This window comes from Streptomyces sp. NPDC001549, assembly GCF_042894025.1.
In the GTDB taxonomy this organism is placed as follows: Bacteria; Actinomycetota; Actinomycetes; order Streptomycetales; family Streptomycetaceae; genus Streptomyces; species Streptomyces kutzneri.
Window position 1 is genome coordinate 1 of the sequence record NZ_JBIAVJ010000039.1, and the last position, 23,934, is coordinate 23,934.

Here is a 23,934-nt window from a genome sequence, read left to right on the forward strand (position 1 = left end):
CGACCCCAAGCCCTACGTCTGGACCAAGACCGCAGACGAGATCCTCGAACGCCTCGCCAGTTATCTGAACAGAATTCCCGACTCAGAAGACTAGGTCCTGTCGTCAAAGTGGCGTCGGTAAGGCCCGCGGCGTCCGGACTCGGCCGGACGGGTGGATCGTGCGCACCCCCTCCGCCCGCCGGGCCGGGCGCGTCGGCCCGGCCACGACCCGGAATCGGGGGTGTCCGGCGCCGCGGCGCGCGGGGCGCCACGGGGGCGGCGGAACTTGCCCGGGACGGCAGCGGTTTTGCAGGCTGTCCGTTGCCGGTCCCCTCCGAGGCCAGTCGGCCCGGGGACGGCAGTCAGCCGAGGGAAGGAACCGCCCCGTGTCCGCCGCACTCTCCGACGACCTGAAGAAACTCATCGACGACAGCCCGGTCTTCGCGACCGTGGCCACGATCCAGCCGGACGGCAGCCCGCAGCTGTCGATCACCTGGCTCACCCGGGACGGCGACGACCTGCTCGTCTCCACGACGGTCGGCCGCCGCAAGGAGAAGAACCTGCGCGAGGACCCGCGGATCACGGTCATGATCAACCCGGCGGACGCGCCCTACACCTACGCCGAGGTCCGCGGCACCGCCGAACTGACCACGGAGGGCGGCACAGAGCTGATCGACGCACTGTCGCGCAAGTACACGGGCAAGGAGTACGCGGACTTCAACCCGGCGTCGAAGGACGACGCCCAGCGCGTGGTCGTCCGCGTCACCCCGCGCAAGGTCGTCGGCTCGATCTGACGTACGCCGGACGGGCCGGCGGGAGGAGGACTCCCGTGGGCCCGTCCGGCGGTGTGCGCACCGGCCCGCCGACGTGCGGCCCGGCCATGTCCCGGGCCGCCGTGGTCATCCGGTGGGTTCGATGACGACGATCGGGATCTCGCGGTCCGTCTTGGTCTGGTACTCGTCGTACGCGGGCCAGTGCCCGACCATCACCGGCCAGTACGCGGCGCGTTCCTCGGGGGTGGCGGTACGGGCCGTGCCCTGCATGATCTTCGGGCCGACCTGGATGCGGACCGTGGGGTGCTCGGAGAGGTTCCGGTACCAGAGCGGGTGCGCGGGGTCGCCGCCCTTGGACGCGACGACCAGGTAGGCGCCTTCGGCCTCGCCGTAGATGAGCGGGGTCCGCACGGGCTTGCCGGACACCCGGCCCAGGGTGGTCAGCAGGAGGGTCTGGGTGCCGTTCCAGTACTGGCCCTCGGAGCCGCCCGAGCCCGCGTACAGCTTGACGTGGTCCAGCTGCCAGGTCCCCTCGCTGGGGTCGGTCGGGTGGTCCCAGTCGATGTCGGTCGTCATGTGACTCCGCCTGCCTTCGCATCGAAACAGTCAGCGAACCTCACCAACGAGTGGCAACGCCCGCGGGCACGGGGTCCATTCCGTCCGGGAGCGCGAATCCGTCGAACAGCGCAGCCATCGCCCGTTCCGTGGCCCGGGCCGGGGTGGCACGGACGGCGAGGTCGCGGACGGCCACGGCGAGGGGGTGGGTGAGGGCGGCGACCCGGCCCGCCCGGCGGGCCCGGACGCGGATGGCGTCGGTGCGCGCGCAGCGGGCCGCGCTGTAGGCGGCGAGGGCGGCCGGGACGTCCTCGGTGCCGGTGTCTGCCAGCAGATGACCGAGGACCGCGGCGTCCTCGACGGCCTGGCAGCCGCCCTGGCCCAGGTTGGGGGTCATGGCGTGGGCGGCGTCGCCGAGCCAGGCCAGGCGCCCGTGGTGGAAGCGGGGGAGCGGGGCGGCCAGGTCGTACAGGTCGTGCTGGAGCACGGCCGCCGGATCGATCCGCTCCAGCAGGGCCGGGATCGGGTCGTGCCAGGTGCCGTAGCGGCGCAGGAGTTCGGCGCGGACGTCGGCGGGACGGTGGCCGGCGGGGACGACCGCGGTGGCGTAGAGATAGATCCGGCCGTCGGCGAGCGGGACCACACCGAAGCGTTCGCCGCGGCCCCAGGTCTCGGCGGTCGCCGTCCCGGCGAGGCTCGCGGCGGCGGGCAGGACCGTGCGCCAGGCCGTCTCGCCGCTGTGGTGGAGGCCGGGGTGGTCCGGGAAGTACCGGCGGCGCAGCGGGCTGTGGATGCCGTCGGCGGCGATGACCAGGTCGGCGCCGTCGAGGTCGCCGGCGTCGGTACGGACCACCGGGGAGCCGTCGGCGTCGTCCACCGAGGTGACGGCGACGCCGTAGCGGATCGCCGTGGCGGGGAGGGCGGCGGCCAGGGCGTCGGCCAGCGCCGAACGGTGCAGGGCGAGCGGCGGGCCGCCGAAGCGGGCGGCCGGCGCGGCGGTGTCGGCGCGGCTGAGCCAGCGGCCGTCCGGGCGGCGCAGGCCCATCGCGGCGGGGACGGCGCGGCCCGCGGCGCGGGTGATGTCGAAGCCGATGGTGTCGAAGGCGCGCAGGGCGTTGGGGGCGAGCACGATCCCGGCGCCGACCGCGGTCGGCCCGGCCGCCCGCTCGCACACGGTGACCCGCCAGCCGTGGCGGTGCAGGGCCACGGCCGCGGTGAGCCCGCCGATCCCCGCGCCTGCCACGACCGCGTGACGCTGAACTGCCGACATGACGAGTCCCCCGCTTCCTCTTCCTCGGTACTCCTCCGGCCGATCCTCTACATGTGTAGAGTCCGATGACATCACTCTACAGCTGTAGAGTGGGCCGATGTCCACCCCTCGCAAGAGCCCGCCCGCCGCGGATCGCAGAACGCTGATCGCCGACACCGCGATCGACCTCGTCGCCGCCACCGGGCTCCGGGGCCTGACCCACCGCGCGGTCGACGGTGCGGCCGGGCTGCCGGCCGGGAGCACCTCGTACTACTTCCGTACGAGGACGGCGCTGATCGGGGCCTGCTACCAGCGGCTGGCCGAGCTGGACCTGGGCGATATCGGTGGCCTCGGTGACCGCGGTGACCGCGAGGGCGTCGGTGGCCTCGGTGGCCTCGGGGGCGCTCTCGTGTCCGAGGGCCCGCCCGCGCCCCCGACGGCGGACCGGGAGACGGCCGCGTCCGCGCTGGCCGGGCTGCTGCACCGCTGGCTGACCGTGGGCCGCGCGCGCCAGCTGGCCCGCTTCGAGCTCAGCCTCGAGGCGGCCCGCAATCCCGAACTGGAGGCGGACTTCCACCGGGCGGGTCAAGGGGCCCGGGCCCGCGCCGCGGGCATCCTCGCCGCCCTCGGCGCGCAGCGGCCCGAGGAGGCCGCCGAACTGCTGGTCGCGTGGACGGACGGGCTCCTCTACGACCGGCTGGCCGGCGCCCTCGCCCGCTCCCGCCCGGCCCCGGACCTCGCCGAACTGACCTCCGTCACCCGGCGGATGCTCGACGCGGTCCTCGCCCGCCCGGCCTGACCCGAAGGGCGCCGGGGGTCCTTCGGGCCGTCGCACCGCGGTACGAAGCCGTGGTGGGCACCTGCGCAGTGGGGGAGGGGCAGGTGCCCACGGGGGCGGCCGCGGGCCGCTCGCCGGTTCGGCCGCCGCTTTTCAGCGTAGGACGTTCCGGGCCGGCACGGGATGGCGAGCTCGGTGCCGGGGGCCGGGCCGGGGTCGGGGCGGGGTCGGGGCGGGGGCCGGGAACCTCCCGGGGTGGTTGACCGTTCAATCCATACGTGGTGCGGGCAGGGGCTGAATGTCCCCCCTCCCGATACGCCCTGGCCGGCCTCCCCCCCCGGTCGGCCGGGGCCCGCCCCGATCGGCCTTCCCCCCCCGGCCGGTCGGGGCCCACGTCGCCCGACCGGCGCAAGGCGGGCGGCGTCCGGAGGTCCGCGCGTACAGGTCGGGACGCACGCCCGTGACCTGCCGGTTCAGGGCCCCGTCGGGGACGGGGCCGGGTGCCGGGCGCGCTCCGCGCCGGACGGGACGGGAGGTCGCCGCGCCGCGTCGGGGCTACGTTCCGATGGCATGAACCGCATATCCGGTGAGCAGCACTCCGGCCCCACCCGTCGTGCCCTGCTCACCGCCGGGGCTGGTGCCGCCCTCGCGGCGGGCTGCACCCGCGGCGGCGCCCCCGGCGCTCCGGCGGCAGCGACCAGCAGCGGCTCCGCCCCACCCACCGCGGCAGCGGGCGGCCTCACCCCGGGCGCGATGACCCTGTTCAAGGACCCGGCGTACAACTTCAACGGGCTCCTCGCGCTGGGCGGCTCGGGCGCCGGCGCCGCCGAGGTCGGCGAGGTCCTCACGGCGGTGAACGCGATCAACGGCGCCGGTCTGACCGCCCAGACGTACGTGCAGACCTTCCGCGCACTCGGCGACCAGCTCCTGGAGGCACCCCCGGGTGCCCCGGCCGACGCCCAGACCAAGCGGTTCCGGGCGCTGCGCGCCGCCCAGTACTACGGTCAGGCGCTGTTCTTCGTCCTCGGCTCGGACGACCCGGGCAGCGAGGAACAGCTGTACAAGGCGGGGCGCGGGGCCTGGGACACCTTCTGCGGCCTGTGCGATCCCGCCCCGGTGAAGGCGAACGTGCCCTACGGCGCCACGCCGCTGCCGGTGTGGTTCTTCCGCCCGGACACCTCCGGCACCCAGCGCCCGACGGTGATCCTCACCAACGGCAGCGACGGCCAGAACGTGGACATGTGGACCTACGGGGTCCCCGCCGCACTGGACCGGGGCTGGAACGCGCTCGTCTACGACGGGCCGGGCCAGGGGCAGCTGCTCTTCGTGGACCAGGTGGTCTTCACACCCACCTGGGAGAAGGTCGTCACGCCCCTCGTCGACTGGCTGTCGGCCCGCTCCGACGTGGACCCGGACAAGATCGCCCTCACGGGTCTGAGCATGGCGGGGGACCTCGCCCCGAGGGCGGCGGCGTTCGAGACCCGGATCGCCGCGCTGGTGGCCATGCCGGGCTGCGTGGAGCCGTGGCTGGGCTTCCCGCCCGAGATCCGGAAGATCCTCACCCCCGACAAGCAGGAGACGAACGACATCTGGAACAAGGAGGTCGTCCCCGAACTGCCGCCGGACGCGGCCGACGTGATGAAGAAGCGCTTCGAGCCGTTCTCCATCCCCGCCATGCTCGAAGCCCGTCAGGGAAAGCTGTTCACCGACTTCTACACCCCCGCCACCCGGATCCAGGCGTTGACCATCACCGATGTCGTCGGCCGGATCAAGGCCCCCACCCTGGTGCTGGACTACGAGGGCGAGCAATTCTACCCCGGCCAGCCACGCCGCATGTACGACGCGCTCACCTCGCCCAAGGACTACCTGAAACTGACGGCGGCCCAGGGCGCACAGCTGCACTGTTCCCCCATGGCCCCGCAGCTGCACTGCGAGGTCGTCTTCGACTGGCTCCAGAAGACGCTCCTGGACCGCTGACGGACGGCCCCGCGGTCTCACACGCGGTAGAACGCGGCGGCGTTGTCGTGGAAGACGGCGCCGCCGTGCGGTCCGGCGGCTTCCGCCAGCAGGTCGAGATCGGCGTCGGCGAAGGGACGCCGCGCCCGGGTCGAGGGGAGGTCCGATCCCGCCATCAGGGCGGTCGGGTCGACGTCGAGCACGGCGCGGACGGTCTCGCGCACATCGAGCTCGACCCGGCCGAACCCCGTCGCCTTCACCTTCACCCCGCGCTCGACCAGCGCCAGCAGGTGGGGGAGTCCGTCGGCGTGCAGGCCCAGGTGGTCGATGCTGACCGCGGGGAGAGCGGCCAGCGTTCCGGCGACGGCGGGGAGGTCGCGGGCGTCGACGTACAGCTCGGTGTGCAGGCCGGCCACCGCGAAGACCCGTCGGGCGAGCCGGTCGAGGTGTTCCAGGCCTGCCGACCCGCCGCGCCGGAGGTTGAACCGCACACCGCGCACGCGCCGTTCGGCGAGCTCGGTGATCCGCCGGTCCGGGAGGTCGTGCGGGATCTGGGTGACCCCGACATAGCCGGGGCCCAACCGGTCGAGGGCGTCGAGCAGAAACCCCTGGTCGAAGCGCTGGAATGAGCCGGACACCACCGCGCCGCCCACCAACCCCAGGTCCTGGGTGCGGGCGCGGTACTGCTCGACGGTGAACTCCCCGGGCAGGAAGCCGTCGTTCTCGAACAGCGGGAAGCGCGGATCGACGATGTGGAAATGGGCGTCGAAGAAGGGCTGTCGGGGCACCGGGCCGCTCCTGTCGGTGGTGTCGGTGGTGTCGGACCGATACTCCACCCGCGGAGCGCGACCGTCGTGCATTGCGCGCCACGGTCCGGGCGGGCCGGAAATCCGTGGCCGGGGCCGTCCCGGCTCTGCATGATGGGAACGTCGCCGCCCGGCGGCCTCGATGCCGATCCTTCGATGCGGAGCAGCGGTGCCATGGCGACCATTGCGGTGACGGGCCATGCGAACCTCACCGGGGCGAGCCTTCCCCTGGTCGCAGGGGCGCTGCTCCCGCTGCTCGCCCGCTACCCGGCCGCGGAGCTCACCGGAATCTCCTGCCTGGCCGCCAGCGCGGACACGGTCTTCGGGGATGCCGTTCTCGCGCGGGGCGGGCGGCTGGTGGCGGTTCTCCCCTCGGCCGACTACCGCGCGCGCATGCCGGAGGGACCGCACGCCGTCGCGTTCGACCGCCTTCTGCGGGCAGCCGCCGAGGTGAAGGTCATGCCGTACCGAAGGGCGGGTGCGCCCGCCTACGCAGCTGCCAACCGGCTGCTGCTCGGCCGGGCCGAGCTCCTGGTCGCGGTCTGGGACGGAGGGCCGGGCGGCAGGCGGGGCGGGACGGCCGACGCCGTGGCGACGGCCCGCGCGCAGGGGATGCCGGTGGAGGTCGTCTGGCCGGCCGGCGCCGCCCGGCAGCCCCTGATCAGGCCCGGTCGACAAGACACCCCTAGGATTCGATCATGATCGCTGAACTGCAATGCGTGGTCCTGGACTGTCCCGAGCCGCAGTCGCTCGCCGAGTTCTACCGGTCCCTGCTGGGCGGGAACGTCAACCAGCCGGACCGGCGCTGGTCGCTCGACGAGAGCTGGGCGACGCTCCACACGCCCTCGGGTCCGGTCCTCGCCTTCCAGCAGGCCCTGGACCACGTGCCGCCGCGCTGGCCCGACCCCACCCGGCCGCAGCAGTTCCACCTGGACCTCGGCGTCCCGGACCTGGACCGGGCGCAGGAGGAGGTGCTGGCGGCCGGCGGGACGCTGCTCGACGGCTCGGACGGGCGCGGCTGGAGGGTCTACGCGGACCCGGCGGGGCATCCCTTCTGTCTCGTCCGGCACTGAGCCACGTGGGCGGTCGGGGAGGTCAGTCCGCCGACCGGGTCCAGCCGATGGCCTCGATGCGGTCGGCGTCGGCGGGGCGGTCCTCCGCGAAGAGCAGGCGGCCCGGTTCCGCCACGCGGACCACGTCCACGTAGGCCCCGCGTCCTACGTAGCGGCCGGTCGCGGTGTGGCGGAAGCGCAGCCGTACCTCGCGTCCCGCCCAGGCGGCCGTGAGGGGGGCTTCGAGACGGTGCCAGACGCGGCCCGACCAGCCGCTCACGGAGCCCCGCGGCCACTGCTCGGGTGTGCCGCCGGTGGACCGCAGCGTGCTGAAGGGCAGTGCCTCCCAGTGCTCCCCGTCGGCGGAGGCCTCCAGGTGCAGGGCGCCCTCGCCGGGCACGGTGTCCCACCACACGGCGCAGCGCAGCCGGGCGGCGGCCGTGGCCGGGCCGAGCGGCGGCAGCGTGAGGGTGCCCGAGGCACCCGCCTGGATGCCGGAGAACCAGGCCGCGCCGCCGTGCCGGGTGCGGACCGGGACGGCGCGGGCGAAGCGGTTGCCGACCGCGACCCGTGGCGCGCTGCCGGCCCGCCAGGTCCGCACGGGGTGGACGGAGTTGCCGAGCAGGATCAGGAACGAGTCGGTGGAAGGGTCGAGGACCAGGGAGGTGCCGGTGAAGCCGGTGTGCCCGGCGGAGTGCGGGGTGGCCATGGCGCCCATGTACCAGTGCTGGTAGAGCTCGAAGCCGAGACCGTGGTCGTCGCCGGGGAAGGCCGTGTTGTAGTCGGTGAAGAGCAGCTCGACGGAGGCGGGGCGCAGGATGCGCTTGCCCGCGTAGACCCCGCCGTCTAGGAGGGCGCGGGCGAGGACGGCCAGATCCCAGGCGGTGCCGAAAACCCCCGCGTGGCCCGCGACGCCGCCGAGCGCGTAGGCGTTCTCGTCGTGGACCTCGCCCCACACCAGCCCGCGGTCCAGGCCGGACCAGGGCGGGCGCTGCACCTCGGTGGCGGCGGTGACCCGGCGCCAGGAGAGCGGTGGGTTGTAACGAGTGCGGTGCATCCCGAGCGGAGCGGTGATCTCGTCGCGGAGCAGGACATCCAGAGTGCGACCGGTGATCCGTTCCAGGAGCAGTTGCAGCGCGATGAGGTTGAGGTCGGAATACCGGTAGACGGTCCCGGGGGTCTCCTGCGGCCGCACCGACCACAGCAGCCTCAGCCGCCCCTCCCGCGTGGACTCCTGGTAGAAGGGCGCCCAGGAGCGCAACCCCGAGGTGTGAGTGAGCAGCTGACGGACCGTGATGATCTCCTTGCCGCCGCCGGTGAACTCCGGCAGGTACCGGCACACCGGAGCCTCCAGTTCCAGGCGCCCGCGCTCCATCTGCTGCACGGCCAGGATGGAGGTGAACAGCTTGGTCAGCGAGGCCAGGTCGAAGACGGTGTCCTCGGCCATCGCGATCCGTTCGGCCGCCGGGAACTCCCGGACCCGGTCGGCCCGTCCGTCGTAGTCCGCGTACCGCACCGCGTACCCCATGGCGCGGTGCAGGGCGATGGTGCGGCCCCGGCCGGCGAGGACCACCGCCCCCGCGTAGTAGGGGTGTTCGGGGGAGGGGCCCAGGAAGCGCCGGGCCTCGTCCGCCACCGCCTCCAGGTGCTTCTCCAGCAACCCGGCCTGGCGGGCGGATCCGTACCGCAGCCGCAGGCCCTGGAGCGCGCGCCGCTCGGCCGGGCCGCCCGCGGCGCCCGCGGAGCCGGGGAGTGCGGCGTGCAGGGCGAGCACCCCGCCCAGGGCGAGCAGCCGCGCCCCGAGCCGTCGCCGCGTCAACCCGCCACCGGCTGCCCCGGGCCGGCCGCTTGTCCTCTCGGGCCGGCCGCTTGTCCTCCCGGGCCCGCCGCCTGTCTTCTCGGGCCCGCCCGTTGCGGCCTGTGCGGGCCGCGCTTCTCCGCCCGCCACGCCGTAAGCCCCCGTGCGTACTGTCATGTCCGTCCGCCCTCCTGTCCGCTGTCCACCTGCGGCGCCGTCTCCCAGGGCTCCGCCCCGGCCCCCGGGCCTCCAACGCCGACGGGGCTGGGATGGCCCCGGCCTGCGGTGCCGTCTCCCGGCGCTCCGCCCCGGGTTCCGCACCTCACACGCCGACGGGGCTGGACTGCCCGCCGACCGCCTGCGGCGTCACCGCCCAGGGCACCGCCCGGGGTCCGGGCCCCGGAACCGCCGAGCGCGCCGCAGGCGAACCGGCCCCGGCCCCCGGATCCGCCGAGCGCGCCGCGGGCGATCCGCACGCTAGTGGGTATCTGCCCGCCCACCGGGCACCCTCCGCACCGACCGACCCGTAAAGAATCTGACACTGCATCAGAAAATCTCTTCCCTCGACCGCCGGGCTGCGGCATCCTGCCGCCCATGGAGACGGAGCTGAGCAAGAAACTGGGAGTCGAGCACGCCATCTTCGGCTTCACGCCCTTCCCGGCGGTCGCCGCCGCCATCACCCGTGCGGGCGGTTTCGGAGTACTCGGCGCGGTCCGCTACACGGCCCCCGACGACCTGAGGCATGACCTCGACTGGATGCAGGCGCACACCGACGGCAAGCCCTACGGCCTCGACGTCGTCATGCCCGCCAAGAAGGCCGTCGACGGCATCGGCGAAGCCGACATCGAGGCGATGATCCCGGCCGCGCACCGCGCCTTCGTCCGCGACACCCTCGCCAAGCACCACGTGCCCGAGCTCGCCGAGGGCGAGGCCTCCGGCTGGCGGATCACCGGCTGGATGGAGCAGGTCGCCCGGAACCAGCTCGACGTCGCCTTCGACTACCCCATCAAACTCCTGGCGAACGCCCTCGGTTCCCCGCCCGCCGACGTCATCGCGCGCGCCCACGGCCACGGCGTCCTCGTCGCCGCCCTCGCCGGCAGCGCCAAGCACGCCCGCCGCCACGCCGAAGCCGGCATCGACATCGTCGTCGCCCAGGGCTACGAGGCCGGCGGCCACACCGGCGACATCGCCACCATGGTCCTGGTCCCCGAGATCGTCGAGGCCGTCGCCCCCCTCCCGGTCCTCGCCGCCGGCGGCATCGGCAGCGGCGAGCAGATCGCCGCCGGCCTCGCCCTCGGCGCCCAGGGCGCCTGGCTCGGCTCGCTCTGGCTCACCACCACCGAGGCCGACCTCCACTCGCGCGCCCTCACCGGGAAACTGCTCGCCGCCGGCTCCGGCGACACCGTCCGCTCCCGCGCCCTCACCGGCAAGCCCGCCCGCCAGCTGCGCACCGAATGGACCGACGCCTGGGACGACCCGGCCGGCCCCGGTGCGCTCCCCATGCCGCTCCAGGGCCTGCTCGTCGCCGAAGCCGTCTCCCGGATCCAGAAGTACGAGATCCAGCCGCTGCTCGGCACCCCCGTCGGCCAGATCGTCGGACGGATGACCGAGGAACGCAGCGTCCAAGCCGTCTTCGACGACCTCACCAGCGGGTTCGAGAGGGCGATCGACCGCATCAACCGCATCGCCGGCCGAGTCCGAGAGGCGTGAGTGCCATGACCGCGACGACGTCCACGACCCCCACCGCCGACCGGCAGCCGCCCAACGGCTTCTGGGCCCAGGCCGCCGCCGACCCCGGGCGCGCCGTCCTGGTGACCCCCGAGGGCGAGGAATGGAGCGCCGGCCGGCTGCACGCCGACGTCAACCGCCTCGTCCACGGCCTGCGCGCCGCCGGCCTGGAGAAGGGCGACGTCTTCGCCGTCGTCCTCCCCAACGGCGTCGAGTTCCTCACCGCCTACCTGGCCGCCTCCCAGGCGGGCTTCTACCTCGTCCCCGTCAACCACCACCTCGTCGGCCCCGAGATCGCCTGGATCGTCTCCGACTCCGGAGCCAAGGTCCTCATCGCCCACGAGCGCTTCGCCGACGCCGCCACCGCCGCCGCCGACGAGGCCGATCTGCCCGCGAGCCACCGCTACGCCGTCGGAGCGGTCGCGGGCTTCCGGCCGTACGCGCAGCTCCTCGACGGGCAGCCCGCGACCGTCCCCGAGGGCCGCACGCTGGGCTGGGTCATGAACTACACCTCCGGGACCACGGGCCGCCCGCGCGGCATCCGCCGCCCGCTTCCCGGCAAGCTCCCGGAGGAGACGTACCTGGGCGGCTTCCTCGGCATCTTCGGCATCCGGCCCTTCGACGGCAACGTCCACCTGGTCTGCTCGCCGCTCTACCACACCGCCGTCCTCCAATTCGCGGGCGCCGCCCTGCACATCGGGCACCCGCTGGTCCTGATGGACAAGTGGACGCCGCAGGAGATGCTCCGCCTGATCGACGGCCACGCCTGCACCCACACCCACATGGTGCCGACCCAGTTCCACCGCCTCCTCGCCCTCCCGCAGGAGACGAAGGACGCGTACGACGTCTCCTCGATGCGGCATGCCATCCACGGCGCCGCGCCCTGCCCCGACCACGTCAAACGGGCGATGATCGACTGGTGGGGCCGCTGCGTGGAGGAGTACTACGCGGCCAGCGAGGGCGGCGGCGCCTTCGCGACCGCCGAGGACTGGCTGAAGAAGCCGGGAACCGTCGGCAAGGCCTGGCCGATCAGCGAACTCGCCATCTTCGACGACGACGGCAACCGGCTGCCCGCCGGGGAACTGGGCACCGTCTACCTCAAGATGAACACCGGCGGCTTCAGCTACCACAAGGACGAGGGCAAGACGAGGAAGAACCGGATCGGCGACTTCTTCACGGTCGGAGACCTGGGGCTGATGGACGAGGAGGGCTACCTCTTCCTCCGCGACCGCAAGATCGACATGATCATCTCGGGCGGGGTCAACATCTACCCGGCAGAGATCGAATCGGCCCTGCTCACCCACCCGGCCGTCGCGGACGCCGCCGCCTTCGGCATCCCGCACGCCGACTGGGGCGAGCAGGTCAAGGCGGTCGTCGAACCGGCCGAGGGCTTCGTCGCGGGCGACGCCCTGGCCGCGGAGATCCTGCACCACTGCGAGCGGCAGCTCGCCGGCTACAAGCGCCCCAAGACGGTCGACTTCATCGAGACGATGCCACGCGACCCGAACGGCAAGCTCTACAAGCGGCGGCTGCGCGACCCGTACTGGGAGGGGCACGCCCGGCCGCTGTGACGCCGGCCGCCGGGCCTCACCGCCGGGCCGGTGGTCCGGTCGAGGTAGAGCCGCGCCCGGTCGGCATCCTGCAGCAGGAAGCCGCTGACCAGCAGCTCGGGGTCCGGCGCCGTGCCGCTCCGGCCGCGCATCCCGTGCCCGCCACGCCGCGCGATGTCGTGAGAAAAGCCACGTCAAGGCCCCGGAGGCGCGCCTTGCCCCGCACCGGTGGGACACTTCTGGCAACTTGGCTGATATGAGTACGACTACGCGCAGATCTCCCCTGACCGACTGGACCGTGGTGGTCCCCGTGGTGGCGCTGGTCGCGCTCGTCTTCAGCTGGGGCCGGGACCTGCCCGGCTTCGCGGTGGCGCTGGTCGCGCTCTGCCTCGCGGGCGCGGTCCTGGCGGCCGTCCACCACGCCGAGGTCGTCGCCTACCGGGTCGGAGAGCCCTTCGGCTCCCTCGTCCTCGCCGTTGCGGTCACCGTGATCGAGGTGGCGCTCATCGTCACCCTGATGGCCGACGGCGGTGACAAGACCGCCTCCCTGGCCCGGGACACGGTCTTCGCCGCCGTCATGATCACCTGCAACGGCATCGTCGGCCTGTCCCTGCTCGTCGGCGCCCTGCGCAACCGGGTCGCCGTGTTCAACCCCGAGGGATCCGGTGCGGCCCTCGCCACCGTCGCGACCCTGGCCACCCTCAGCCTGGTCCTGCCGACCTTCACCACCAGCAAACCGGGCCCGGAGTTCTCCACCGCGCAGCTCACCTTCGCCGCCGTCGCCTCGCTCGCCCTGTACGGGCTCTTCGTGGCCGTCCAGACGGTCCGTCACCGCAGCTATTTCCTGCCCGTGGACACCGGGCAGGGGCCCGGCGGCGGCGAGGACCACGCGGAGCCGCCCACCGCCCGCGCCGCCCTCATCAGCCTCGGCCTGCTGCTGATCGCGCTCGTCGCCGTGGTCGGCGACGCCAAGGCCGTCTCCCCGACCATCGAGCGGGCCGTCGCGGCCGCCGGCCTGCCCCAGGCGGTCGTCGGTGTGATCATCGCCCTGCTCGTCCTGCTGCCCGAGACCCTCGCCGCCGTCCGGGCCGCCCGCCGCGACCGCGTGCAGACCAGCCTCAACCTGGCCTACGGATCCGCCATCGCCAGCATCGGCCTGACCATCCCGGCGATCGCCCTCGCCTCGATCTGGCTCTCCGGCCCGCTCCTGCTCGGCCTCGGCCCGATCCACATGGTGCTGCTCGCCCTCACCGTCGTGGTCAGCGCCCTCACCATCGTCCCGGGGCGGGCCACGCTGCTCCAGGGCGGCGTGCACATCGTGGTGCTGGCCGCGTACCTCTTCCTGGCCGTCAGCCCGTGAGCGGCCGGGGCCAGGAAGGGGGGCGCAGGAGGTGATCAGCGCCATTCGCGCACCAGGACCACCTTCAGCTTCGGCGACGTGAGGATGTCCCGCTCGCAGAAACGTGCCGTGACCCAGCGCTCCTCGGAGTACATCCGGGTCTGGTCGGCGTAGTACGGCGAGAGCGGGTTCGAGGACTGGCTGTACGTCAGCAGGGTGCGCGCCACCGGGCAGCGGCCGCCGTCCCAGCCGACCGCCTGGATGTGGCTGGACCCGTGCGTGACCTCCGGGTAGCCGCCGGCCGCGGCGTTCCACGGTGCCTCGGTCTTGTTCCACACGCCGAGCGCCTCCGTACCGCCGCCCACCGGCAGCCTGCGGCCGCCCCGGACCACGAACTGGTGCTCACCCAGCGGGGCGTCCAGCGCGATCCCGGCCGCCTTCAGCTCCGCCACCGCGTCCGCGAGCGCCCGCCCGATGCCGGGCGCCGCCTGGTTGAGCGTACGGGGGGTGCGTACCGGGTCGGCCGCCGAGAACGGCACCAGCCACAGGTCCTTGGCCGGGGTCGATGCCGTCAGCCTGCGCCAGAACCGGTCGAAGAGCAGCGCGCCGCGGCTGGTGCCGTCGGTCGTACGGTCCCAGCCCGCCAGAGCCCCGCAGGCCGCCGAGACGTCCACCGCACCGCCGTCGCTCGCCGTCGCCGTCCCGCCCGGCAGGGCGGCGCACGCCTTCGCCGCGTCCGCCGCCGCCAGATCACCGGCCGGCACCCGGTTCGCGAACTGCTGCTTCTGCAGGTCGGCCACGGTCAGCCGGCCCCTCGCGGCCATCGCGGACACGTCCTCCACCGCGCCACGCGTGCGCAGCGAGCGCGGGGTGGCGACGCTGCCCCAGATCCGCTCGTAGCCCGTCAGCGGCCGGTCGGCGTTGGCCAGCCAGGCGCTGTCGTTGGAGTTCTCGGCGCGGGGGTACATGCTGGCGGTCGGTTCGTCCAGCAGCAGGACGGGGGCGTTCTTGTACAGGCCTCGGGCGACGGCGACCTTTGCCCACTGGCCGGCGGACAGTTCCTGACCGCCGCGGAACCGCTTGGACAGCAACGCCTCCCACCGGCCGGGCAGTCCGGCGATGACCTGCTCGGCGCCGGAGGCCCGTGCGGCGTCCAGGGCCCGCTGCGGGTCGGCCTCGGTGAGGGTGCCCCGGGAGACCGACAGGGGCCGTATCGGCCCCGGACGGGCGAATGTTTCGAACGTGAACGCGATCCTGGCGTCTGGGGCAAGAGCCTCCTGCCTGGTCGCTTTTGAACTCACACGTTCGAGTTGTTGGCGACGTGCGGCACCCGATCAGGGGCTTGCGCGGTCCTTCCGCAGACCCGGGGCAGGAGTGGGACGGCGTGCGTGGTGGCGGATCATGTCTAAACCCTGCTGAAAGATGACCGGGGTCTCCGAGGGGTTGACCCGCAGGAGCTGGCCGTCCGGATACAGCGCGTCCCAGGCTGCGGAGGTGCCGCCGTGGACGACAGTCGGGTTGAGCTGCAGCCCCGCTCGCCCGCACCGCGCCACCCAGGGCAGGAAGCCCTCCTGCGGGGTGCTGAGTTCGGCGAACGCGGAGTAGCCCGCGGCCGGCTCCATGCCCGGGATGCGCCGCAAGGGGGATCCCGGGCCGTCGAGTGCGTGAGCGTTGCGGCGGAAGCGTTCGGCCATGACGGTCAGGTGGTCGCGGACGCGGCGGTACGTCTCCTCCTCGGGGAGTGCCACAAGACCTGCTCGGCGGACGCTGTCCTGGGCGATCTGGACAAGCTTGGCCGTCTGCTCGACGGGTGCCTCCACCACGGTGAGGAGGGAGGCGTAGAAAAGCATGACGACCTCGCCGACGGGGTATCCGCTCCTGGCCATCCACTCGAACCGGTCGCAGGCAAGATGCTGCAGCAGCCCCTTGTTCCGGGTGACGACGACGGCTGCGCGCAGCCCGGGCAGGGAGAGTCCTTGGAAGCGGTGAGGATCAGGGCGGCCCTGCTCAGGTCGATGCCGTGGACGCGGTCGCGGAGTATCGCGGCGGGCTGCGGGCCTTCGGCCCCGATCTGGAAGGGGACGTCGACGAGCGTGAAGTCCGGTTCGGCCCGGTCGGGCAGGGCATGGCGGGCGCCGGTGTCTCCGTTGGGGAGGACTTCGACGAGGCAGGTGCGCGCGGCCGGGAACGTGCCGGTGGGATGAAGGGTGCCGTCGTGCCGGTAGTAGCCGGTCACGGGGGCTCCCCTGCGGACAGCGCACTGGTCGAAGGCGTAGTAGTTTGGCAGCGGCGTGATCAGACCGTGGCCGGTCTCGGCGAGATGCGCGATGGTCAGGCTGATGGCCTCCGTGCCGCCGCGGGTAGTCGCCCGGGTCCGCGTCCAGCACGGGGAAGTAGAACCCGGGGTCGAAGGTTCGCAGCCGCACCCTCCCCTTGTCCGGGTCCCAGGCCAGCAGGTACACCGCATCCCCGAGCAGTACCGCCTTACGCTCAGCGGCCTGCATCCGCAACGGCAGCAGCTCCTTCTCCGCCCAGCCCCGCAACAGCAGCTGCCGCCTGCGCCTGCGGGTCGGGCTCCTGCGCCCCGGCATGCTCGGCACCTGCCACCACGATCTGCTGGGACTTGCCCAGGAGGTGCGCCAGCGAGGTGTCAACGAACACGGCGGCGTCACCGAACTCCCTCCGCTCGGCGCCCGACTCGTTGCCGGTGAGAACGGCCAGCTCCCCGGCCTGATTCGCGTCGTACGCGGCGAGGATCTTGTACGCAGCCAGTCGGCGCAGAGCATCACGGGGAACCCATGTCGCCTGCACCTGAGGAGCGAGAGACCGATGAGGCTGCCCGCCGCTGGCAGCCGTCATCATCGGCTTGTAGTTCAGCCACGACCAGGCGTCGGACACAAAATTGCGCAGGCCCACGAGAAGATCACCCTCGACAGCCCCACGCCACCTACAGCGTAGAGGAGCGAGCACGTGCTCCCGGACCCCAAGGGGCTCACTCCCTCTCGGGCTCCGTGGTCGCCCGCAGCGCCATGCCGTACGTGAGGAGCCTGTCCCAAACGCTCATACCAACTCCGCAGAGCGCCGCCCAGGCAGCTGCGGCGATGGACGGGCTGGTCAACAGGTTGTAGAGGGACATGCTGCCGAAGACGATGCCGAGGCCGAGGGAGATGATCTGCCCGACGCGCACCAAAGGGGGCAGGAGAGAACGCTGGGGGGACGATGAGGGGTTCGACATGCGGAACTCCGAAGGAGAGGTCGTTGGTGGGAGCCCGGCCGGGGCATGTCGAACCTAGGTGTCATGCTACGTCCCCCAAAAGCCTCCTCAGTAGGCGAGAATTAGTAAAGGTCGCGGAGAGGGCGAGCGAGTGGACGTGCAGGTGATGCCTGGTGGCGAAGGCTCCGCGGATGATGAAACTGTCGGCGTGGAGCTTCGAGGGGTGCCAGGACTCCCAGGTCTGATGGTGACGATCGGCTTCAGGCCGGGCCAGCACGGCATCTTGCGGGCCTGCTTCCTGACCGTCTGCTCCGAAGGCGCGGAGCCTTTGCCCACGGAGGGCACGCCGTGGTTCCGGCAGGAAGGCGACCGGATGCTTGCGGTCGCAAGCACTGCGGCGAACCTCGGCCCTGAACTTGCACGGGAACTCGACAACTCGTGGTCCGGGCGTCCGCGAGGAGGCGGAGAGTCCCACTCTCAGATGGTCGCTGAGGTGTACGAGGCCGCTGTGCACAGAGGGCTCCCGCCTCGACACGTCGTTGCAGCCGTGTGGAGTCGGAGTCTTGGGTGCGTCAACAACTGGCTGCGCGAAGCCCGAAAGCACAATGTCCTCGGCATCATCGCGCAGGCCAGCAGGCCCGGACGAGGCGAGCCTGCCGAGGAGGCCCCCAGACGGCCCGGCCACCAACAAAGGCCCTCGGAGGCATCCCCTCGGGTGGATGCGACGAGCCAAGGTGCGCGAGTGGGAGGTGTGACGGGATTTGAAGAGTGGGAGTTCCACGTGAAGTTCTCCCGCCGGGACCATCATGTCTGCGCGCTGACGATGGAATCGGCCCGACCGGAATCCCCTCACCAGCTCACGCCCAAGGTAGTCGGGGCGATGCCCATCTCTCAGATCCTGCGGTTGGTTGTTCCGTCCGTGGACTACACCGAGGGCATCTGCACGTATGACTTGCGCCCCCACCTGGAGATGGCCCGTCTTGTAGCCGGCCCGCTCGGGGCGCGGAAGCGCGGAGAGCAGCATCTCCGTCAGGTGGCCATGCTGTACAGGTTTGCCCTTTCGCAACGCAAGATGGTGAGGGACAAGAGGACAGGCCGTCCGCGCCCGAAGGCTCCGCTTCCTCCGCTCAAGTTGATGCGCGCGGTGTGGGGGGCTGAAGCGGTTTCCTACTCCACGGCAAGCCGCTGGACTATACGGGCCCGAGCAGCGGGGATCCTCCCCGAGGATCTTCGATGGAGCCCCCGTCTGGACCCCCGCACGGTCGGCCGACCTCTCAAGCGGACATCTCGCCCGGCATAGCGGCACCTTCGCCGCTATCTACGTACTGACAACCTCCCGTCCTGGTATCCAGATGAAGCGGCCCCGCTGCGCTGGGGGTCCGCGAGCTCGGTCATGGCGTGCACGAGGGAGTCCATTCGGTCGGGGGAGTCCATGCCAGCGACCCAGATCACCATCTGCTGCTCCAGTTGCGGCCACTGCCCGACGTGGTGGACGCGGCCCTGCTCGTACAGCTGGGCGATGGGCTCGGCTCTCAGCCGCTTGCCGTGCTTCGCGGTGACCGGGAGCACGGCGGGCATCAGCATGTTCTCCGTGCGCTGCTCACGCTGAAGTTCCTGCCACGCCTGGCGGAGGATTTGTTTCGACATGTCGCCGCCGTAGTTGGCCTCTACCACGATCGCGTCCGCCCGCAGTTCGATTGCGAGCAGGCACGCCTCTCGGCCCCAGGCGTCGGCTCCACGGTTCCCGGACCGGTCGTCCAGGACGTACAAGTGACCCTCGGCGTCCCGTGCCGCCGCGACGATGCCGGTCTCGTCGCCCACGGCGGACTCGCCCCGGCAGGGTCGACTGCCACAACGATTCTGCTGAGGTCGATGCCGCGCAGCTGGGCGGCGCTGATCCGGCTGCCGGTGATCCACGCAACCAGGCTCTGCGCCCGGTAGGGAAGGCGACCATTTATGCGTGACACTCCGTCAGGAGAGGAGTCGATCGTGCGTGGGTCTGCCGCACGATCGGGTGACATCTGATCTGGCTTGCCCTGTGGGGTGGGTGGGAAGGATGTCGCTGTGCCCAAGCCTTATCCGGAAGAGTTCCGCCAGGAACCGCGGCCCGGGCGTGACGGTCGAGCAGGTGGCCGCCGACTTCGGAGTCCACGCGATGACGCTGTGGAAGTGGATGCGCCGGGCGGACATCGACGACGGGACCAAGCCCGGAACAACCAGCCAGGAGAGCGCGGAGCTGCGCGAAGCGCGTCGGCGCATCAAGCTGCTGGAGCAGGAGAACGAGGTCCTGCGCCGGGCCGCGGCCTACCTGTCCCAGGCGAACCTCCCGGGAAAAGGATCTACCCGCTCGTGAAAGAGCTGGCCACGGACGGCATTCCCGTCACGGTCACGTGCCGGGTCCTCAAGCTCGCCAGACAGCCCTACTACCGGTGGCTGGAGCGACCGGTGACCGATGCCGAGGTCGAGCGGGCCGCTCGCGCGAACGCGTTGTTCAACGCCCACCGTGAGGACTTTGAGTTCGGCTACCGCTTCCTGGCCGACGAGGCCCGCAGCGCGGGATCCGGGATGGCCGACCGGACCGCGTGGCGGATCTGCCGGGACAACCGCTGGTGGAGCGTGTTCGGCAAGAAGCGTGGCAGGAACAAGAAGGCCGGCCCACCGGTGCACGACGATCTCGTTCGCCGCGACTTCACCGCGACCGGCCCGAACCGGCTGTGGCTCACCGACATCACCGAACACACCACCGGTGAGGGGAAGCTGTATCTCTGCGCGATCAAGGACGTCTTCAGCAAGCGGATCGTGGGCTACTCCATCGACACGCGCATGAAGTCTCGCCTGGCCGTCGCCGCCCTGGACAACGCCGTGGCCCGGCGCGAGCACGTCGCCGGATGCATTCTGCACAGCGCTCGCGGATCGCAGTTCCGGTCCCAGAAATTTGTCCGGGCGCTCGACCGGCACCAGATGGCCGGCTCCGTAGGAAGAGTCGGGGCGGCCGGCGACAACGCGGCCATGGAGTCCTTTCTTCAGCCTGCTGCAGAAGAACGTCCTCGACCGCCGGACGTGGGCCACCCGCCAGGAACAGCGGATCGCGATCGTCACCTGGATCGAGAGGACCTATCACCGACGCCGCAGGCAAGCCTCGCTCGGCAGGCTGACCCCCGTCGAATTCGAGACCGTCATGACGACACCGGCCCTTCAGGCCGCGTGACCGAACCTGTCACCCGAACCTGCATCAGACCCCATCGGTCGACATCCCGTTCTCCTGTCAGTTCCGGGTGGCCAGGTCGAGGGGCTCTGCGGCGAGGGTCTTGCGGCGGGTGTGCTCGGTGTCCAGCTCCTCTTGCAGCCGGGCGACCTCCGCCTCGGCGTCGATGTCGGGCGTGTTCACCGGCGGGTGGCCGGCGGGGAGGACGGATCGCTCGTAGGCGTCGACCAGCCGGTCCGCGTCCTCCCCGCGCCAGAAGGACGCCTGGTTCTTCAGGGGCTCGGCGGCGGCCTTCCACATGTCGATGGCGCGGTGGGCGCTGTCGACGGCGACGATGCAAGGCGTGGTGCGCGGCCAGCCAGTTCGGGGCGGTGCTCAGTGCCTCCCACCGGACGTTGACCAGGTGGGGCCCGGTTGCGCTCGGCTCGGGCTTCTTCCTCCTCGGCGAGGCGGGCCCGCAGGTCGTTGTAGTGCCCGAGCCATGCTCAGCTCCATCATGCTGCCGAACTCCGCCGGGGCGGGGGACGGTCGGCCCTCGTGTTTGGCCACGACTGCGTCGCAGAGCGGGCCCGTGTGCCGAGTCAAGGTTGCTGAGCGGTCAGGAGAGTTCAGTGCACTTCGATGTTGTTGTTGATGTTTCCGACCGTGAAACCGATCAGGCCGCTGCCGCAGGCGAGGAGGCAGAACCCGTTCGCAGGTGGCGTAGGGGGTACGGGGGCGGGCACCGCTGAGACTACGACGGTGGTCGTGTTGCTCGAAGCGAAGCAGTTGTCGTTTCCGTTGTATGCGGCCGTGATCGTGTGAGTGCCGGTGGTGGTGAAGGCGCTCGTGTGCCCCGCTTGTCCGTCCCCGTTGACGGGCACGGTGTTCAGAATGTCGCCCCCGTCGAAGAACGTCAGGCCGAGACCTCCAGTGGGGTCAGCGTCACAGGTCACGGTCGCGGTCAGGGTCACGGGTACCCCGACGTTCGCTGCCGGGGGTGACGCTGTGACCGTCGTCGTCGAGTTGACAGCTGCCGCTGCCGGCGAAGCGAGGCCCACTACGGCGGCCAGCGCCAGGATAGTGCCGGTCTTCCACACGCTTCGGTCATGCCAACGTCTCACGGTTTCGGCTCCTTGATCGGTCAGGGCGGAGGTCCGCCATGACTGGTCGGGGAGCGACACGTTACGCCGCCGGTTCTCGCATTCCGGGGAGGCTTGGGCCTAGTCAACCCACTTGGGTCAGAGGCATGGCGGGGTGTGGAGGGGAGCACGGTTCGCAGATTCCAGGACGGTTATGCGCAACGCTCCCTATGTATGTCGGCAGGCTCGTCCACCGTCGAAGCAATCGCGCCCGGACCAGAAACGAAAACTGTGAAGGGGCTCCGAGGGAAAAGGGCGGTCCCAGTGTCGTCCAAGCGGTCTCGAGGGCGGATCTAGATCACGGGAGAGGCGACACGTGTGTAGGTGAGGGAGTTGCTGGTGCCGCCGATCGTGGTCACGTTGAGGGAAACGGGGCCGGGTGCCCCCGCTGGGGCGGTCACGGCAACCGTGGTGTCGGACAGCACGGTGAAGGCCGCGGGTGCGGCACCGAAGTGGACGGCGGTCGTGGTGGCCAGGCCGCTGCCGGTGAGAGTGACGCCGGTTCCCGTGTTGGTGGGCCCCTGCGTGGGGGCGAGGGAGCCGAGGACCGGTGAAGTCACGTAGGTGTAGATGACGGAGTTGCCGATGCCGCCCGGGCTGGTGACGGTCACGGCGACGGAGCCCGCTCCTGCTGGGGTGACGGCGGTGATCTGGGTGGGGGAGTTGACGGTGTAGCTGGTGGCGGGTGTGATGCCGAAGGTGACTGCCGTGGCCCCGGTGAAATCGGCCCCGCTGAGGATGACGGTGGTGCCGCCCGAAGACGGTCCCTGGCTCGGCGACACGGTGGTGACGGTGGGAGCGTTGAGGTAGAAGAAGTAGACAGGACCTGTCGTACCGCCGGGCGTGGTGACGGTGATGGGTACGGCGCTTGTTCCCGCTGGGGTGACGGCGGTGATCTGGGTGGGTGAGTTGAGGGTGTAGCTGGTGGCGGGCGTGATGCCGAAGGTGACTGCCGTGGCCCCGGTGAGGCCGGTCCCGGTGAGGATGACGGTGGTGCCGCCCGAAGACGGTCCCTGGCTCGGCGACGCGGCGGTCAGGGAGGGTTGTGCCGCGTAGGTATAGAGGACCGAGTTGCTGGTTCCGCTGGGGGTTTTGACGGTCACGGCAACGGTGCCGGTTCCGGACGGGACTACTGCGGTGATCTGCGTCGGGGAGTTGACCGTGTAGCCGAGGGCCGCTTTGGTGCCGAACATGACGGCGGTGATGCCGACGAAACCGCTGCCGTTCAGGACGACGTTGTTGTTGCCTGCCGCAGGGCCCGCAGTGGGTGCGACCGAGGTGAGAACGGGAACGGCGGCGATGACGGCGGTGGGCCGGACTGCTCCCGCCGCGGGTGCGCTGTCTTTCACGGTGTCTCCGTAGCGTGTCGGGCGGGCCCGGGCGGGCCGAGGGGAGAGCTGGTCGGGTTGCCCTGCCTCTGCCTCTTCGGCGGCGGGCAGTGGGGCCCCCGGCCCAGGTGGGGTTTCCGGGCCGGGGGCTTGGAGGCGGACGGGCCCTGGTCGGCTACCACGTCCACTCCGGACGGGCCGGCCGCCGAGCGGCCGGCCCCTGAGGGGCGGTCAGATGCCGGGGCCGGCGATGTAGGTGAACGCGTCCGCGAGGATCGCGCTGCCCGCATCGTTGGTCACGACGACGTCGACGGGACCGCCGGTGCCGGGAGGCGTGACAGCCGACACCGAGGTGTCGGAGATCACGGTGAACGGTGCCGGGTTGCCGTCGAAGGTGACCTGGTTGGTGCTGGTGAAGCCGGTGCCGGACACGGTCACCGCGGTGCCGCCGGACTCCGGTCCCTCTGCCGGGACGACCGCCGTCACCGTCGGGGCGGCGACGTAGGTGTACGAGAGCCCGTTGTTGGTGCCACCGGCCGTGGTGACACTGACGCCGACCGAGCCGGCCGCGCCGGCCGGTGCGACGACCGTGAGCTTACTGTCGGACACCACTGTCGGCACCGCACTGTTGGCACCGAAGGAGACGCTGGTGGCACTGGAGAACCCGGTGCCGTTGATGGTGATGACGTCGCCGCCCGCGGTCGACCCGAAGGACGGGCTGAGGGACTGCTTGAACGGCGCCCCGACGTAGTAGAACGGGATCGGGTTGCTCGTCCCTCCCGGGGTGGTCACGGTGACGCCGACCGCTCCGGTGCCGGAGGGGGAGACTGCGGTGACCTGGGTGGGCGAGACGTTGGTGACGGAGGTGGCGAGCCGTGTGCCGAAGCGCACGGCTGTGGTGCCCGTGAGGCTGCTGCCGGTGATCGTGACGAGTGTGCCGCCGCCGCTGGATCCTTGGTTCGGGCTGATAGGCATGAGTGTTCCTCCTCGCTCGGCATGCGGTACATTGCCGAGCAGTGATGGGGCGTTCGGTCCGCGTACGTCCCGGATGAGGGCTTGCCTGCTCTCGTGTCCACTGGCCAAGTGGCATCTCGATGGCCTTGCGCCGATGCCTGGTCGACGGTCTGCAGCCGTCGGCGCTGTGCGCAGGGCCTGTAGAGAATCACATCCCGTCAGGCGGCAGTTGCCGCCTGATCAGGGGGCTTTCCCGTGTCTGTTTGCGGACTCGAATGCCGCTGATACGGACACGAGAATCAACCCAGCAGAGCGACAGGCAGACAATGCTTTCGGCGCGGAATCACTTGTTCAGGTGAGCGCCACGGCGTGAAACCGGGCGCAACGGCAGCGCATTGATGAAGATCTGCTTATATGTTGATTCGTTGCGGCATCCGAGATCGCTGGGTCGGCGAATCTACGGCCCCGCGTAAATGGCCGCGATCTGACGCGGAATCAGTCCCCGCGCGGCACGCAGTATTGGCTGGATATGCGCCTGCAAACACGCCC

Annotated in this window: 20 protein-coding genes and 2 pseudogenes; 9 read left to right on the forward strand and 13 right to left on the reverse strand. The window is 71.4% G+C overall.

The genetic code is table 11. From position 1 onward, the window contains the following. The first annotated feature begins 365 nt into the window (after positions 1-365). On the forward strand, positions 366-773 hold the full coding sequence (locus ACFY04_RS39565; protein ID WP_389125144.1) for a PPOX class F420-dependent oxidoreductase: 408 nt from the start codon (positions 366-368) through the stop codon (positions 771-773). A 105-nt stretch (positions 774-878) separates the two neighbouring features. On the opposite strand, the gene ACFY04_RS39570 is transcribed toward ACFY04_RS39565, so the two are convergent. Together ACFY04_RS39570 and ACFY04_RS39575 are read right to left on the reverse strand one after the other, a co-directional pair. Next, entirely contained in the window at positions 879-1,328 is a 450-nt protein-coding gene (locus ACFY04_RS39570; RefSeq protein WP_389125146.1) for a nitroreductase family deazaflavin-dependent oxidoreductase, read from the reverse strand. A gap of 40 nt (positions 1,329-1,368) precedes the next feature. Beyond that, positions 1,369-2,577: an FAD-dependent monooxygenase gene (locus ACFY04_RS39575; protein WP_389125149.1), complete on the reverse strand. Its 1,209-nt coding sequence runs from the start codon at positions 2,575-2,577 to the stop codon at positions 1,369-1,371. Positions 2,578-2,674: 97 nt separating this feature from the next. Between ACFY04_RS39575 and ACFY04_RS39580 the strand changes: the two genes are divergently transcribed. Together ACFY04_RS39580 and ACFY04_RS39585 are read left to right on the forward strand one after the other, a co-directional pair. Next, a complete protein-coding gene (locus ACFY04_RS39580) occupies positions 2,675-3,355 on the forward strand; it encodes a TetR/AcrR family transcriptional regulator (protein WP_389125152.1) in 681 nt (226 codons plus the stop codon). A 549-nt stretch (positions 3,356-3,904) separates the two neighbouring features. Then, entirely contained in the window at positions 3,905-5,311 is a 1,407-nt protein-coding gene (locus tag ACFY04_RS39585) for an alpha/beta hydrolase family protein (RefSeq protein WP_389125155.1), read from the forward strand. 17 nt (positions 5,312-5,328) lie between these two features. Here the strand turns inward: ACFY04_RS39585 and ACFY04_RS39590 are convergent, their stop codons facing one another. After that, the gene (locus ACFY04_RS39590; RefSeq protein WP_389125158.1) at positions 5,329-6,078 is read right to left on the reverse strand and encodes an amidohydrolase family protein; all 750 of its coding nucleotides are present in this window, start codon (positions 6,076-6,078) and stop codon (positions 5,329-5,331) included. Positions 6,079-6,270: 192 nt separating this feature from the next. Here ACFY04_RS39590 and ACFY04_RS39595 point away from each other — a divergent pair, with 192 nt between their 5' ends. Continuing rightward, positions 6,271-6,798, forward strand: coding sequence for a hypothetical protein (locus ACFY04_RS39595; protein WP_389125160.1), 528 nt, complete (start codon positions 6,271-6,273; stop codon positions 6,796-6,798). After that, positions 6,795-7,169 carry a VOC family protein gene (locus ACFY04_RS39600; protein ID WP_389125163.1) on the forward strand — a complete coding sequence of 125 codons (375 nt, stop codon included), beginning with the start codon at positions 6,795-6,797 and terminating at the stop codon, positions 7,167-7,169. Before ACFY04_RS39595 ends, ACFY04_RS39600 begins: the two co-directional genes overlap by 4 nt. A 22-nt stretch (positions 7,170-7,191) precedes the next feature. On the opposite strand, the gene ACFY04_RS39605 is transcribed toward ACFY04_RS39600, so the two are convergent. Beyond that, positions 7,192-9,123, reverse strand: a complete 1,932-nt coding sequence (locus ACFY04_RS39605) for a serine hydrolase (RefSeq protein WP_389125166.1) — start codon at positions 9,121-9,123, stop codon at positions 7,192-7,194. A gap of 417 nt (positions 9,124-9,540) precedes the next feature. Here ACFY04_RS39605 and ACFY04_RS39610 point away from each other — a divergent pair, with 417 nt between their 5' ends. From ACFY04_RS39610 to ACFY04_RS39620, 3 genes are all read left to right on the forward strand, one after another. Then, complete coding sequence (locus ACFY04_RS39610) at positions 9,541-10,656, forward strand: nitronate monooxygenase (RefSeq protein ID WP_389125168.1); 1,116 nt, start codon at positions 9,541-9,543, stop codon at positions 10,654-10,656. Between the two features lie 5 nt (positions 10,657-10,661). After that, positions 10,662-12,245, forward strand: a complete 1,584-nt coding sequence (locus tag ACFY04_RS39615) for an acyl-CoA synthetase (RefSeq protein ID WP_373042445.1) — start codon at positions 10,662-10,664, stop codon at positions 12,243-12,245. 235 nt (positions 12,246-12,480) lie between these two features. After that, on the forward strand, positions 12,481-13,584 hold the full coding sequence (locus ACFY04_RS39620) for a calcium:proton antiporter (protein ID WP_389125170.1): 1,104 nt from the start codon (positions 12,481-12,483) through the stop codon (positions 13,582-13,584). Positions 13,585-13,619: 35 nt separating this feature from the next. Here ACFY04_RS39620 and ACFY04_RS39625 read toward each other — a convergent pair. From ACFY04_RS39625 to ACFY04_RS39645, 5 genes and pseudogenes are all read right to left on the reverse strand, one after another. Next, positions 13,620-14,768 (reverse strand): annotated as a pseudogene (locus ACFY04_RS39625) (penicillin acylase family protein); the annotation flags it as partial. A gap of 129 nt (positions 14,769-14,897) precedes the next feature. Next, positions 14,898-15,449 carry a hypothetical protein gene (locus ACFY04_RS39630; RefSeq protein ID WP_389125172.1) on the reverse strand — a complete coding sequence of 184 codons (552 nt, stop codon included), beginning with the start codon at positions 15,447-15,449 and terminating at the stop codon, positions 14,898-14,900. A 604-nt stretch (positions 15,450-16,053) separates the two neighbouring features. Continuing rightward, positions 16,054-16,479: a hypothetical protein gene (locus tag ACFY04_RS39635; protein WP_389125174.1), complete on the reverse strand. Its 426-nt coding sequence runs from the start codon at positions 16,477-16,479 to the stop codon at positions 16,054-16,056. 76 nt (positions 16,480-16,555) lie between these two features. After that, positions 16,556-16,798: a hypothetical protein gene (locus ACFY04_RS39640; RefSeq protein WP_389125176.1), complete on the reverse strand. Its 243-nt coding sequence runs from the start codon at positions 16,796-16,798 to the stop codon at positions 16,556-16,558. Positions 16,799-18,091: 1,293 nt separating this feature from the next. Then, positions 18,092-18,598 (reverse strand): hypothetical protein, encoded by a 507-nt coding sequence (locus ACFY04_RS39645; protein WP_389125178.1) that lies wholly within the window; start codon positions 18,596-18,598, stop codon positions 18,092-18,094. A gap of 243 nt (positions 18,599-18,841) precedes the next feature. Between ACFY04_RS39645 and ACFY04_RS39650 the strand changes: the two are divergent. Next, a pseudogene (locus ACFY04_RS39650) lies at positions 18,842-19,985 on the forward strand (IS3 family transposase). Between the two features lie 57 nt (positions 19,986-20,042). Here ACFY04_RS39650 and ACFY04_RS39655 read toward each other — a convergent pair. The 4 genes from ACFY04_RS39655 to ACFY04_RS39670 all read right to left on the reverse strand — a co-directional run bounded on the left by ACFY04_RS39655 (position 20,043) and on the right by ACFY04_RS39670 (position 23,406). Continuing rightward, positions 20,043-20,282, reverse strand: a complete 240-nt coding sequence (locus ACFY04_RS39655) for a hypothetical protein (protein WP_389125180.1) — start codon at positions 20,280-20,282, stop codon at positions 20,043-20,045. A gap of 308 nt (positions 20,283-20,590) precedes the next feature. After that, the gene (locus tag ACFY04_RS39660; RefSeq protein ID WP_389125182.1) at positions 20,591-21,145 is read right to left on the reverse strand and encodes an Ig-like domain-containing protein; all 555 of its coding nucleotides are present in this window, start codon (positions 21,143-21,145) and stop codon (positions 20,591-20,593) included. Positions 21,146-21,396: 251 nt separating this feature from the next. After that, entirely contained in the window at positions 21,397-22,452 is a 1,056-nt protein-coding gene (locus tag ACFY04_RS39665) for an IPT/TIG domain-containing protein (protein WP_389125185.1), read from the reverse strand. A gap of 210 nt (positions 22,453-22,662) precedes the next feature. Then, entirely contained in the window at positions 22,663-23,406 is a 744-nt protein-coding gene (locus ACFY04_RS39670) for an IPT/TIG domain-containing protein (protein WP_389125187.1), read from the reverse strand. Between the last annotated feature and the right edge of the window lie 528 nt (positions 23,407-23,934).